The organism is Azohydromonas caseinilytica, from assembly GCF_012927045.1.
GTDB lineage: Bacteria > Pseudomonadota > Gammaproteobacteria > Burkholderiales > Burkholderiaceae_C > Azohydromonas > Azohydromonas caseinilytica.
Map to the genome: position 1 here is coordinate 32,534 of NZ_JABBFW010000017.1, position 12,732 is coordinate 45,265.

Genomic DNA, 12,732 nt, shown 5'->3' on the forward strand with positions numbered 1-12,732 from the left:
GTCGCGGGCTCAGCTCTGCTCGCTGGCTAGCTGCTCGAGCGCATCGATGCCGATGGGGGGCTCGGGGCACCACGGCACCACGAACGCCCGCTGCGCCAGGCTACCGGCCACGCGCTGCATCTGCGCGTGCTCGCCCGCGATGCGGCTGCGCAGCACCGGCGAGGCCGTGCCCGAGGCGGCCAGGCTGCGGTTGACGACCCAGGCAAAGGGCTCGATGCGCGCGCGGCGCAGGTCCTCCTGCAGCGCCGCGGCCTCCGACACCGGCGTGGTCTCGGGCAGCGTCACCAGCACGATGCGGGTGTAGCTCGGGTCCTGCAGCCGCATCAGCGGCGTGACCACGCGGGTGCTGGCCGCGCCCTCGAAGTCGCGCACCATCTGCCGGTGGTAGGCGCCCGTGGCGTCCATGAGCAGCAGCGTGTGGCCCGTGGGCGCGGTGTCCAGGATCACGAAGGCGCTGCGCGCCTCCGAGACGATGCGCGAGAAGGCATGGAACACCGCCACCTCCTCGGTGCAGGGCGAGCGCAGGTCCTCCAGCATCAGCGCGCGCGCCGCCTCGTCCAGGCCTCGGCCCTTGGAGGCCATGATCTTGTCGATGTAGCGCTGCGTCTCGGCGTGCGGGTCGATGCGGTCCACCTGCAGGCCCGGCACGCTGCCGTCCTCCAGCGTCGCGGCCAGGTGCGCGGCCGGGTCGGTGGTCGAGAGGTGCACCGACTTGCCGCGCTCGGCCAGGGCCACGGCCAGCGCTGCGGCGATGGTGGTCTTGCCCACGCCGCCCTTGCCCATGACCATGATCAGCGCGTGAGGCGCGCGCGCGAGCTCGTCCACCAGGGCGCCCAGCGGCTGCACGCCCGCCATGGCCGCCGGCGCGGCCGCCTGCGGCGGCGGCGCGGCAGCGTCGTCCAGCAGCGCGCGCAGCGCCGGCAGGCCCACCATGTCGAAGCCCCGCAGCGGCACGAGGCTGCGAGGCAGGGTACGCAGGTTCTCGGGCATGGCGTCGAGCGCGGCCCGCTGCTGGGCCTGCAGCGCCGCGGCCACGGCATCGTGGCCGGCGTCCTCCATGAGCGCGCCGTTGATGGCCAGCCACTGGTTGGCCAAGCCCAGCGCCACCAGTTCGGCGCGCGTGCGTGCGGCTTCCTTGAGCGCCGGCGCGTCCGGCCGAGTCACCAGCACCACGCGCGTGCGCTGCGCGTCGGCCAGGGCCTGCAGCGCCTGCCGAAACCGTGCCTCCTGCATCTTCAGTCCCGAATGCGGGCCCAGGCACGAGGCGCCGCGATCGTTGCCCTCCAGGAAGCCGCTCCAGGCCTTGGGCAGGCTCAGCAGCCGCAAGGTATGGCCGGTGGGGGCCGTGTCGAAGATGACGTGGTCGAACCCCTGTGCGCCGTCGGCGAGCAGCGCCACGAACTCGTCGAAGGCCGCGATCTCCGTGGTGCACGCGCCCGAGAGCTGCTCGCGCACCGTGGCGCGCTCGGCCTCGGTGCTCCCAGGCGCCATCTGGCCGATCACGCGCAGCCGGTACGCCTCGGCCGCAGCCTCCGGGTCGATGTTCATGGCCTGCAGGTCTGCCGCGCCGGGCACCGGGCGGGGGTGGTTGTCCAGCGGCGTGGCGAGCATCTCGTCGAGGTTGGAGGCCGGGTCGGTGCTTACCAGCAGCACCCGCCGGCCCGCGTCGGTGAGCGAGAGCGCGCAGGCGCACGACAGCGAGGTCTTGCCCACGCCCCCCTTGCCGGTGAAGAAGAGGAAGGGCGGCGCGCCGTCGAGCAGCGCCAGGAGATTGGTGGCAGATGCGGTCATGGGTGTTCTTCTTGGAAAAAGTCAGCTCTTGCAGCCGCAGGTGTTGAGCGGCCGGCGGAGCCGAGTCGCCCGGGAGAATCCACATGTGTAACGCCTTGGGGCCGTGAGCGAGCAGCTGGACCGGCGGCCTGCACCGCGCGTTCACGGCCCGGTCTGCCCAGCTCGAGTCATCACCTCCAGCAGCAGTTCGCTGGCTCCAACCCAGACGATCTGCACGCCCAGGCACAGCAGGATGAAGGCCGACAGCCGCAAGAACACCACCGTGCCCGCCTCGCCCAGCGGCCGCAGGAGGTGCTGCGCGTAGCGGAATGCGAAGTACATCAACACGCCGACGGAGGCCAGTGCAAGCACGCCTCCTGACAGGCTCGCCAGCGAAAGTGTCATGCGCGGATTAGGCAGCGTCACGCCGACGGTGATTGCCGTCGCGATGGACCCCGGGCCGCAGCTGATGGGAAAGGTCAGCGGGTAGAAGGCTTGGCGGCTCGCCTGCTCAGCCGTGAAGGCTTCGGCAATGCCGGTCCCTTGGTCCAGCGGCTGCTGCGTGGACGACAACAGCCTCCAGGCAGCAGTGGCGACGATCAGGCCGCCACCCACACGGACGATGGGCAGCGAAATGCCGAAGAAGTCGAGCACGTACGAGCCCACCAGCATCGAGCCCACCAGCAGCAAGAACGTGTTGCGCGCGATGCGGCGCGCCAGCAGCCGCCGGGTGGAGACACTCGCCCCTTCGGTCATGCCCAGGAAGATCGGTGCCGTCGCCGCCGGATTGAGGATGGGCAGCAGGGCCGCAAGCACAAACAGGTAGCTTCGGCCAAGCGCAGCCAGGATCTCCCACACGTTCATGGCTTCTCCGGTGGCCTGCTGGGCAATTCGACCGACAGGTTCTCGAGTCGACGCCCCAGGGCGCGTTCGTGGCGTTCATGCGCTGTCCAGTTCGTGCGCCCCCCGCGCCACGGCGCGACGATCGTGCGTGCGGCAACACCCGGCAGCGGCAGCTCGCCGTAGTGGAAGATCGGCTTGGCTACACCCCAAAACACCAGGCCGTTTCCCATGCCCGCAGCGAAGAGCATGGAAAACCAGGCGCCGCGGGAGAACTCCGACTTCTCGTCCTCGCCGCCAAGCCGAAGCCGTCCATGGCGGCCTCCCGCCAACGCGATGGCCGCTCCCACGAGGGCCAACACCACCCACGGATGGAACCAGCCGAAGTTGCGGGTGATGACGTTCAAGGCGTTGTCGAAGACCGCGGCCAGACCTTCGGGCGCAAGCACGCTCCGCAGCACGACGGCAACGATCAGGCAGGCCGAAACAGACAATTCCAAGGTGCACTCCGGGCACAGCGAGGCGGGCAACTTCTCATTGCCAGTGCAGAGGCGCAATAGCAAGGCGGGTGCCTAGTTTCATGGGCGCATGCGATGTGAAGTGGCCATTTCCGGTGGTGAAACGATCCTCAAACCGTCGAAGCTCTTGCCCTTGGTCCACTGGCCGTTGCGCTGGGTCTGCCAGCTGCGCTCGGACAGGTCGTTGGCCAAGCAATAGCCAGCCACTTGCGCCTGCGCCTGCGCCTGCGGGACTTGGCGGCAAGTGCTGCCGATCACGATCGCCAGTTCCATTTCCCAATCCGTTGCCTGCGAGCCCTCGGGCAATCGCAACTCGTCAGGCGGCCCGGCGATGGCCGTGACGGAACAGTCTCATGCGGCCCCTTTCAGGCGAAGATGCTTTCGAGATCGGCTTCGCTGTTGCCGCCTTCGAGGTCGAGGCTGCTCTCGATGTGATCCAAATGATGCAGCATCAACGACTGCGCTGCCTCCACGTCGCCACGTTTGATCGCGGCCACGATCTCCTCGTGTTCGTCGGCGCGGCAACTGGTGGCAGTGGGCGCGTCGTAGAGGGAAATGATCAGGCAGGTCAGCGTGGAGAGTTCGCGCATGCTGCGCAGCAGCGCCGAGTTGCCGGCAAGCTCGGCCAGCAACACGTGGAACTCGCCGGACAGGCGCACGATGGCGCGCTTGTCCTCGCGGCGGCGCGCGTCGGCTTCCAGGTCGAGGTGTCGGCGCAGGCGCTGCTGCTTCACGTCGTCGATGGTGGCCACGAGCCGGCGCAGCACACCGGGCTCGATGAGCCGGCGCGCCTCGAACACGTCCTGCGCCTGCTCGCGGGTCGGCTTGGCGACGAAGGCGCCACGCTGCGGCACCAGCTCCACGACCTGGTCGTGCGCCAGCCGCGCCAGCACCTCGCGGATCCGGGCGCGGCTGGTGCCGAAGATGGTGGCCAGGCGGTCCTCGCCGAGCTTGGTGCCGGGCAGCAGGCGATGTTCCAGGATGGCCGCCGAGATCTTGTCGACGATCTCGTCGAGCGTGTGTTCACGCGCCGCGGCGGCGTCGGCGCGTGCAGTGGCTTTGGAAGGCATTGCGCTGGATTCTAAAGTGGGGGTCCGCGGGCTCGCGCAGGCGCAGCAGACGAGTTTCACCTGCGGTCCGTTCCGGCCAGCAGGCGGACCATGGCCTCGCTGAGGCCTTGGCTGGGCTTGAGCGGGGGCGGCGCGAAGCTGCCGCTGCGCGCAGGCACCGGCACCAGCGACACCAAGCTCTGCGCATGGCACACGGCGCTGGAAACGCCATCGACGACCGGCACGGGAATGCGCGACTTGATCGAGCGCGCCAGGCCCGCCAGAGGTGCGCCGGCGATGATGATCACGTCCGCGCCATCGTCCTCCACCGCCGACAGGCACAGCGCCTTCAGCCGCTCGGCATGGTCTTCCTGCACCCGGCCGATGTCCTGCAGCGGCCGGTCTAGGCTGCGGATGCTGGCCAGGCGCTCGGCGAGGCCGTTGGCCTGCACCGTCTCGCGGTACCACGCCTGGATGCGGGCCGAGATGGCGATGATGGAAAAGCGCTGGCCCAGCAGGCAGGCGCTCATCAGCGCCGCCTCGGTCAGGCCGACGACCGGGATGTCCAGCGCCTCGCGCAGGCCGGCGATGCCCGGGTCGCCGAAGGCGGCCACCACGATGGCGTCGTGCTCGCGCCAGTGCTCCGCGGCCAGCGTGGCGGCGGCGTAGGCGCCGATCAGCGACTCGAAGCGCGTCTCGATGTAGGCCACGCCGAAGGGCGCGGTGAGCACGCTGATGCGCGTGTCCGGCGCGGCCGCGCGCTGCGCCTCCGCCGCGATCAGGTCGGAGACGCTTTGCGAGGTGTTGGGGTTGATGAGCAAGAGGTTCATGACGGACTCCTCGGGACGGGGACAAGGACTTCGCATCAGGCCGCGTCGGGCCGTGCCGGCAGCAGGCTGGGCCGGCCGCGGCGCAGGAAGCGGCCCGCGCCGGGACGGGGATGGAAGTCCCGGCCGTCCCACACCACCTCGCCGCCGGCCAGCGTCAGCGCCGGCCAGGCCTGCAGCTCGATGCCCTCGTAGGGCGTGTAGTCCACGGCGTGGTGCAGCGCTTCGTTGCGCAGGGTGCGCGGACCGTGCTGCCACACCACCAGGTCGGCATCGCTGCCCACGGCGATGGTGCCCTTGCGCGGGTGCAGCCCGTAGGCCTTGGCCGGGTTGGTGGACGTGAGCTCGACGAAGCGGTTGAGGGTGATGCGGCCCTTGAGCACGCCCTCGGAGTACAGCAGCGGCAGCCGGGTTTCGATGCCGGGGATGCCGTTGGGAATGTGGCGGAACGCCACCTCCTCGCCATTGGGCCTCTTGCCCTGCGTCCCTTCGAAGTTGAAGGGCGCGTGGTCGGAGGAGAAGATGGTGAACAGCCCGTCGGCCAGGCCGTTCCAGATCACCTGCTGGTTGTCGCGGTTGCGCGGCGGCGGGCTGCACACGCAGCGCGCGCCCAGGTAGCTGTCGTCGATGCCGAGGTCCTCGGCCGTGAGGAACAGGTACTGCGGGCAGGTCTCGGCGAACACGTTCAGCCCATGCGCGCGCGCCCAGCGGATCTGCTCCACCGCTTCGCGGCCGGAGACATGCACGATCATGATGGGCACGTCCACCAGCTCCGACAGCGCGATGGCGCGATGCGTGGCCTCGCGCTCCACCAGCAACGGCCGTGCGTGCGCGTGAAAGCGCGGCGCGGTGCGGCCACCGGCTTCCAGCCGCTTGCTCAGCCACTCGATGCAGTCGGCGTTCTCGGCATGGATCATGGCCATGGCGTCGTGGCGCCGCGCGACTTCCAGCACGTCCAGGATCTGGCCGTCGTCGAGCTTGAGGTCGTCGTAGGTCATGTAGATCTTGAACGAGGTGTAGCCCTCGGCGATGAGCTGCGGCAGCTCCTCGGCCAGCACCTGCGGCGTGGGGTCGCTCACGATCAGGTGGAAGGCGTGGTCCACGTGGGCGCGGCCTTCGGCGCGATGGTGGTAGTCCTGCACCGCGGCGCGCAGTGACTGGCCCTTTTGCTGCGCCGCGAACGGGATCACGGTGGTGGTGCCGCCGCAGGCCGCGGCGCGCGTGCCGCTGTCGAAGTCGTCGGCCATGCGCACCGGCGCCTCCATCGGCTGGTCGAGGTGGCAGTGCGCGTCCACGCCGCCGGGCGTGACGGTGCGGCCGGCGGCATCGATCTCGCGCATGCCGCGCGGCAACTCCAGGCCGAGCTGGACGATGCGGCCGGCGCGGATGCCGATGTCGGCGTCGAAGGTGTCGCTGGCCGTGGCGACCCGCGCGTTGCGGACCACGAGGTCGAAGGGTTGGGAGTCCATGGTATCGGTCACAAGAAAGAGGTCTCGGTGGCTTCAGGCGGCACGGCGCAGCGGCTGCTCCTCGAACAGGCTGCCCCAGCCCTGCAGCGCGCGGGGGTCGGCGCCGGCCAGCTGCAACGCCTTCCACACCACGGTGGCGACGGTGTCGTAGAGCGGCACGCCGGTCTCGGCTTCCAGGCCACGGGCCAGCTGCGCCGCGCGCAGATTCGTGCAGAAGGTCGTGATGGCATCGGGACGCAGCGCCGCCACCTCGCGCACCAGCGCGCCCAGCGTCTCGGGCGTGACCTCGGCGAAGCTGAAGTTCACCTGCAGGCCGAGGTGACGCTCGGCCACGCAGTCGATGCCGATGGCGGCATAGTTCTCGACGATGCGCTGCTGCACCTCGGGCACGTAGGGCGTCACCAGGCCCAGCGTGCGTGCGCCGCGCAGGCGCAAGGCTTCGTTGAGTGCCAGCACCGAGGTGGTGGCGGGAATGCCGGTGGCTTCGGTGATGCGCCGGCACAGCGTCTCGTCGGTGTCGAAGCCGAGCCAGCCGGCGGAGGTGCCGCTCCAGCAGATCACGTCCACGCGCGCATCGGCCAGCAGCCGCGCGGCTTCGAGGATCTTCGTGTCGTCGAACTGGCGCAGCGCGGCGTCGCGCAGCGAGATCTCCGTCACCGTGAAGCGCGCGAAGTGCGCGGAGGCGCCGGGAACGCGCGAGACCATCTCGCTGGTCAGCGGCTCCAGCGCGGTGTTGGAGGAGGGGGTCAGCACCCCGATGCGGTGGCGTTGGGTCATGGCGATGGGTCCTGTGGCGGTGCGGGCGCGGCTCACAGCCGCGGCGTGTCGGTAGGGTCGGCGGTGCTGCCGGGCACGCCCTGCGTGGCGCGGGCCTGGTCGAGCTCCTTGCGCAGCGCGTCGCCGCGGCCGGCGGCGTCCTGCGCGCCACGGTCGATGGCGGGCAGCACGTAGTCGTTGACGATGCGCCTGAAGGTCTTGACGTTGTCGGCGTCACGCAGCCCGCCGTCGATGGACAGCAGGCTGGTCATGACCACCACCGTGCGGCGCTGGGGCAGCACGGCGATGAACTGGCCCTTGAAGCCCATGGCGTCCACCTCGGGTTCGCTGCGCACGATGTGGTTGACCCACCAGTAATGGCCGAAATCCGGTGCCGCCTGCGGCGTGGTCATCTGCCGGACCCACGCCTGCGGCACGAGCTGGCGGCCCTGCCAGCGGCCCTGGTCCATCACCAGCTGGCCGATCTTGGCCATGTCCATGGGACGCAGGCGCAGGCCCCAGCCGCTGGAAACGAGCCCGGTGGCGTCGGCGCGCTCCCAGGCGGCATTCGTCATGCCCAGCGGCTCGAACAGCCTGCGGCGCGCGTACTGCTCGACGGGCATGCCGGCGCTGGCGCTGAGCATGGCCGCGGTGATCACCGGGTTGATGTCGGTGTACTCGAAGCTGCGCCCGGGCGGCTCCTTCTGCCGGGTGCCGGCGGCGAGCTGCAGCCGGTCGGGCGCGCCGTAGTAGATCGGATCGTCCTTGGGCTTGAAGTCGTAGTGCAGGCCGCTGGACATGCTCAGCAGGTGGCGCAGCCGGACCTCGCGCTTGTCGGCGAAGCCCGCCGCCACGGCCGGACGCCAGCGGCCCACCACGTCGGCGGCCCGGTCGTCCAGCGACAGCTTGCCCTCCTGCACCAGTATGCCCGCCAGCAGCGAGCTCACGCTCTTGGTGATGGAGTAGAGCTCGTAGTTGTGGCCGCGCTGGAGCTGGTCGCCGTAGCGCTCGAAGACCAGCTTGCCGTCCTTGACGACGAGCAGGCTGCGCACGTCGAGCTTTTCATGGCGCAGCCACTGCGACAGCTCGACCAGCTTGGCCGAGTCGATGCCCACCGCCTCCGGCGCGGCTTCGGGGAAATCGGTGGGCGCGGTCTGGGCGTGAGCCGCCGCGGCGATGAAGAGCGTGGCGGCCAGCGCCAGGACGCGCCGCACGGGTTGCAGTCGATTCATGGGGTCTTGTCTCCTCGGTGGCGCGCAGCCCTTGCAGGCCGCGCGCATGCCTGGGGCGGCTCAGTGCTCGGGGTTGTCGTTGAAGGCCAGTGCCGTGCCGGGGACGCCCTGGGTCTGCCGTGCGAGCTCCAGCTCGCGGCGCAGCGCGGCCTCGCGCTCGGCCGACGCCACGGCCGGGGCGGCCGGGCGCAGCGCGGGGAGCACGAACTCGTTGACCATGCGCCGGTACAGCTGCAGGTACTTCGCATCGCGCAGCCCGCCGTCGGTGGACATGATGCTGTTCATCACCACCACGGCGTTGTGCTGCGGCAGCACGGTGATGAACTGGCCCTTGAAGCCCATCGCGCCGAACTCGTGCTCGGACTTCACGATGTTGTTGACCCAGGTGTAGTAGCCGTAGTCCGTCGCGGGGCCCGAGGGCATGGTCATGCGCTGCACCCAGCTCTCGGGCACGACCTGGTGGCCGTTCCAGCGGCCCCGCTGCAGCATCAGCTGGCCGAGCTTGGCCATGTCGATGGAGCGCAGGCGCAGGCCCCAGCCGCCCGAGACGGCGCCGCGGCCGTCCGCGCCGTCCCAGCGGTAGTGCGCCATGCCCAGCGGCTCGAACAGGCGCGAGCGGGCGTAGCGGTCCTCGGCCTGGGCGGCGGCCTGCGCCACGGTGGCGCCCACCAGCACCGGGTTGACGTCGATGTAGTCGAAGTCGCTGCCCGGCGCGCTGCGCACGCCGGCGCCCGCCGCGACGGCCAGACGGTCCTTGACGCCGTAGTACAGCGTGTCGGTGCCCTCGACCAGCTTGTAGGACAGCCCGCTGGACATGGACATCAGGTGGCGCAGCTCGATGGCCTTCTTGTCGGCCAGCGCCGGCGTTAGGTCGGGACGCGCGGCGGCCAGGCGCGGCGCGACCGGGTCGGTGTCGGCCAGCTTGCCGTCACCCACCAGGGTGCCCACCAGCAGCGCGCTCACGAACTTGGTCACCGAGTACAGCTCGTGGTTGCTGTCGCGGTCCACGCCGCTGGCGTAGCGCTCGAAGACGAGCTTGCCGTCCTTGACCACGAGCAGGCTGCGCACGTCGAGCTTGTCCCGGCGGATCCACTCGGAGAGCTGGACCAGCCGGCCTGAATCGACGCCGACGGCCTCGGGCACCGCGGCGGGGATGTCCGCCGGGGCCGCCTGGGCCCGCAGCGGTGCCGCCGCCAGGCCCGCGGCCAGCACGAAGGTGGCCTGGAGAAGGAGTGGTTTCATGGTGGCGGCTCCTTCGATCAGACCGGGAGCTTCTTGCTGTAGTCGATCAGCAGCGTCGAGCACACGAACAGGCCCGCGCCGGCCGCCGCGAAGAGCATCAGTGCCATGAAGTACGAGCCCGTGGCCTGCACGATCAGCCCGACGATGATGGGCACGCCGATGCCCGCGCAGTTGCCGCCCAGGTTCATGGTGCCGCCCAGGAAGCCCACGCGCTCGCGCGTGCCCAGGATCGACGGGATGCACCAGAACAGGCCGCACCAGCGCAGGAAGAACAGCGTCACCGACAGCAGCACGACCACCGTCACCGGGTCCTTGATCTGCGCCACCATGTAGATGGAGACCGTGGCGATCACGGAGGCGATGCCGAACAGCGTGCGCAGCACCTTGCCCTGCGAGGCCCCGGCGGCGCGCCACTTGTCGGCGATCCAGCCGCCCACCATCTCGCCCACGAAGCCCGAGAAGAACATGATGAAGACGGCGCCGCCCATCTGCTTGATGTCGAAGCCGTGCACCTTGGAGAGGTAGTTGGGCATCCAGGTCAGCAGGCCGTAGAACAGGGCGTTGAAGCACATCCAGCCGAAGAACATGCCCCACACCGAGCGGTAGCGGAAGAAGTCCAGCACGCGGCCGCTGGCACCCTGGGGTGCGTTGGCCTGGTCCTCGGCGTGGGCGGCCTCGATGTAGCGGGCCTCGGCCTCGTTCACGCCGGGATGCTCGCGCGGGTGGTTGCGGATGTAACTCCAGGCGAAAAGTCCCGCCACGACGGTGCCGACACCGGCGATGACGAAGGCCAGCCGCCACGAGCCCAGCGCGGCGATCAGCGCCGAGATCAGGATCGCGCCCAGCGCGGCACCCAGGGGGGCGCCGCCGTCGAGCAGCGTCGCGCCGCGACCGCGCTCGTTCTGCGTCATCCAGATGCCGTTGAGCTTGCCGCCGGCCGGGTAGATCGGCGCCTCCGCGGCGCCCAGGCCCAGGCGCGTCACCAGCAGGCTGACCCAGCCGGTGCACGCCGCGGCGATGGCCTGGAAGAAGCCCCAGCCCAGCGTGGCGCCGGCAATGGTCACGCGCGGGCCGAAGCGGTCGGCCAGCATGCCGCCAGGGATCTGCATCAGCGCATAGGTCCAGAAGAAGGAGCTCAGCAGCAGGCCTTGGGTGGCGGGGCCGATGTCGAACTCCTTGGCGATCAGCGGCATGGCCACCGACAGCGAAGCCCGATCGATGTAGTTGATCGAGATGAGGAACAACATCATCAGGAAGATCTTCCAGCGCACCTTGGTGGGCTGGAGCGCGGGGTTGGCGAGCGTCGCCGTGTTGGCTTGCATCGATGTCTCCAATGGTCAGCGCGCCCTCTGGGGAGGTCTCTGGCGGGGTGTGGAGCGCGTCTGGGGTGGTCGGGAGGGCAGCCTAGGGCGGTGTCGTGTCCAACAAGCAGCGAAGGCTGTGGATGCAATCTAGGTGTCGTCGCCATAGGTGTCAACAAGAGTGTTGACAATACTGTCATCAGTCATGGCAAACCCCTAGGAGCCTGGGCGGCAGAGTTTTCTGAGACTACCCAGCGTGCCGATGTTCAAGGTCTGCCACGGTATCGCGGTGGGTATGATCTAGGCTGTGTCTGACGGCGGCCGGTGAAGGATTGCTGCGGTGACGTTGGAGGGCATTGGAGGCTGTGGAGCCCTTCATGAGGCGCTCATCGTGCTCATACGGCGCAGGTTCAGCGCCATGCACACGAGCTTCCACTCGGCCTGCACCCGATGCAGGCCGCGCAGGCTGAACTGCCTGAACCCGAGCACGCTCTTGATCCAGCCGTCGGGTGGCTCTGCGATCCATTTGCGCCGCCGGTAGGCGGTTTTTCCTTCATCGCTTTGCAGCTTGGCCGACATGGCGGCCGTGTGCGGATCGGTCTCGAGATTGAGCTCGGCGTGCTGCTTGCCCTCGCGTCCAAGCGCGATCACCCACTCGGTGGTCGGGCCCTGGAGCTGCTTGAAGTTCTCTTCGCTGCGATAGCCCGCATCGGCCAGGTCTTGCTCAGGCAGTGAAGCGGTGTTGGTCTCGATGGCTTGCAGCACAAGGCAGCAACTGACCGCCGTCCGCCGCGTTGTTGCCAAGTTCGGCGGCTTGTGATGATGTGCGCCGTGTCGTCCACCGCCGTTTGCGCGTTGTAGCTGGGATCGAAGCCACCGCCGGTGCGCTTCATGATGCGGCTGTCGGGGTCGGTGAAGTTCTCCTGCGCCTTGGGCTCGGGCACGCCGAAGTCGCGCTTGTAACGCCCGCCTTTGGGCTTGCCGTCCGGGCCGCGCGGGCGTCGGTCGTCGTCATCGCTGCGCCCGCGCTCGGTGTTGGCCTCGCGCTGGCGCTGCTCCAGCCGCTCACGGGCTTGCGTGATGGCCTTCAAGCGCACCTCGCGCCGCTGGATCTCGGCCGGAATGTCGAGCTCGGGCTCGTTGGCCTCGGCCTCATCGATGCTCTTGGCTCGCTGCAACAGCGCATCGATCTGGGCCTTGAGCTCAGCCTCGGCCAGCTGCATGCGCTCATAGCTCATCGCCTTGTGGCGGCTGGCGTTGGCCTTGGTGCCGTCGATGGCCACCGTGCCGAGCTTGACCAGCCCCATCTCGCGCGCGAGCCAGTCCTGCAGCGAGGCTGGCAGCAGCATGAGCTGGTCGGGTGCGTAGGGGCGGCAGCTGGTGGCCATCAGGTCAATGCGCGGGTCGAACCTTCGATTGTCTGTGACCCCGTTCTGCCGCCCAGGCCCCTAGACCAGCCGACCACCAGGCGCAGCCCTGTGTATGCATGCTGGCGCAACCATAGAGCTTGGCCGCAGTCGGCTTGCAGCTCCACATGCGTGCAGCGGCGTGTGCATAGGTGCAATCGTTTCTAAATAAACAACATACTGGTAGTTTCTGCCCCGGCGCTGATGGCATCTCTATCCCTGCCGTGTGATGGTCAGGGAAGCCGGCTTTCCTGCCGAGCCTTGTCTTTGTCGGCGCGTCTTTGGCGGGGAGAGGTGGGGAGGAAAAATCCGGCCTTCCCGC

General features: G+C 69.2%; 11 protein-coding genes and 1 pseudogene. All 12 read right to left on the reverse strand.

All coding sequences use genetic code 11. From position 1 onward, the window contains the following. Positions 1 to 9: 9 nt before the first annotated feature. Entirely contained in the window at positions 10 to 1,791 is a 1,782-nt protein-coding gene (gene arsA, locus HHL10_RS20290; RefSeq protein ID WP_169162224.1) for an arsenical pump-driving ATPase, read from the reverse strand. Between the two features lie 141 nt (positions 1,792 to 1,932). Beyond that, on the reverse strand, positions 1,933 to 2,634 hold the full coding sequence (locus tag HHL10_RS20295; protein ID WP_169162225.1) for a MarC family protein: 702 nt from the start codon (positions 2,632 to 2,634) through the stop codon (positions 1,933 to 1,935). Next, positions 2,631 to 3,110 (reverse strand): BCCT family transporter, encoded by a 480-nt coding sequence (locus HHL10_RS20300; RefSeq protein ID WP_169162226.1) that lies wholly within the window; start codon positions 3,108 to 3,110, stop codon positions 2,631 to 2,633. The genes HHL10_RS20295 and HHL10_RS20300 overlap by 4 nt, the downstream gene beginning before the upstream one ends. 78 nt (positions 3,111 to 3,188) lie before the next feature. Then, positions 3,189 to 3,461 (reverse strand): fumarylacetoacetate hydrolase family protein, encoded by a 273-nt coding sequence (locus tag HHL10_RS20305; RefSeq protein WP_169162286.1) that lies wholly within the window; start codon positions 3,459 to 3,461, stop codon positions 3,189 to 3,191. A gap of 32 nt (positions 3,462 to 3,493) precedes the next feature. Then, on the reverse strand, positions 3,494 to 4,198 hold the full coding sequence (locus HHL10_RS20310) for a GntR family transcriptional regulator (RefSeq protein WP_169162227.1): 705 nt from the start codon (positions 4,196 to 4,198) through the stop codon (positions 3,494 to 3,496). Between the two features lie 56 nt (positions 4,199 to 4,254). Then, positions 4,255 to 5,007, reverse strand: coding sequence for an aspartate/glutamate racemase family protein (locus tag HHL10_RS20315; RefSeq protein WP_169162228.1), 753 nt, complete (start codon positions 5,005 to 5,007; stop codon positions 4,255 to 4,257). A 35-nt stretch (positions 5,008 to 5,042) separates the two neighbouring features. Then, complete coding sequence (hydA, locus tag HHL10_RS20320) at positions 5,043 to 6,473, reverse strand: dihydropyrimidinase (protein WP_169162229.1); 1,431 nt, start codon at positions 6,471 to 6,473, stop codon at positions 5,043 to 5,045. 33 nt (positions 6,474 to 6,506) lie between these two features. Beyond that, the gene (locus HHL10_RS20325; RefSeq protein ID WP_169162230.1) at positions 6,507 to 7,250 is read right to left on the reverse strand and encodes a maleate cis-trans isomerase family protein; all 744 of its coding nucleotides are present in this window, start codon (positions 7,248 to 7,250) and stop codon (positions 6,507 to 6,509) included. Between the two features lie 32 nt (positions 7,251 to 7,282). Beyond that, positions 7,283 to 8,461, reverse strand: coding sequence for a serine hydrolase domain-containing protein (locus HHL10_RS20330; RefSeq protein WP_169162231.1), 1,179 nt, complete (start codon positions 8,459 to 8,461; stop codon positions 7,283 to 7,285). Positions 8,462 to 8,521: 60 nt separating this feature from the next. Beyond that, positions 8,522 to 9,703: a serine hydrolase domain-containing protein gene (locus HHL10_RS20335; protein WP_169162232.1), complete on the reverse strand. Its 1,182-nt coding sequence runs from the start codon at positions 9,701 to 9,703 to the stop codon at positions 8,522 to 8,524. A 17-nt stretch (positions 9,704 to 9,720) separates the two neighbouring features. Further along, positions 9,721 to 11,025 carry an MFS transporter gene (locus HHL10_RS20340; RefSeq protein WP_169162233.1) on the reverse strand — a complete coding sequence of 435 codons (1,305 nt, stop codon included), beginning with the start codon at positions 11,023 to 11,025 and terminating at the stop codon, positions 9,721 to 9,723. Between the two features lie 354 nt (positions 11,026 to 11,379). Further along, positions 11,380 to 12,323 (reverse strand): annotated as a pseudogene (locus tag HHL10_RS20345) (transposase); the annotation flags it as partial. Positions 12,324 to 12,732: the final 409 nt, after the last annotated feature.

Coding starts and splice junctions, on each gene's coding strand:
- arsA (WP_169162224.1), bottom strand. CDS start 1,791: ATGACCGCATCTGCCACCAATCTCCTGGCGCTGCTCGACGGCGCGCCG.
- HHL10_RS20295 (WP_169162225.1), bottom strand. CDS start 2,634: ATGAACGTGTGGGAGATCCTGGCTGCGCTTGGCCGAAGCTACCTGTTT.
- HHL10_RS20310 (WP_169162227.1), bottom strand. CDS start 4,198: ATGCCTTCCAAAGCCACTGCACGCGCCGACGCCGCCGCGGCGCGTGAA.
- HHL10_RS20315 (WP_169162228.1), bottom strand. CDS start 5,007: ATGAACCTCTTGCTCATCAACCCCAACACCTCGCAAAGCGTCTCCGAC.
- hydA (WP_169162229.1), bottom strand. CDS start 6,473: ATGGACTCCCAACCCTTCGACCTCGTGGTCCGCAACGCGCGGGTCGCC.
- HHL10_RS20325 (WP_169162230.1), bottom strand. CDS start 7,250: ATGACCCAACGCCACCGCATCGGGGTGCTGACCCCCTCCTCCAACACC.
- HHL10_RS20330 (WP_169162231.1), bottom strand. CDS start 8,461: ATGAATCGACTGCAACCCGTGCGGCGCGTCCTGGCGCTGGCCGCCACG.
- HHL10_RS20335 (WP_169162232.1), bottom strand. CDS start 9,703: ATGAAACCACTCCTTCTCCAGGCCACCTTCGTGCTGGCCGCGGGCCTG.
- HHL10_RS20340 (WP_169162233.1), bottom strand. CDS start 11,025: ATGCAAGCCAACACGGCGACGCTCGCCAACCCCGCGCTCCAGCCCACC.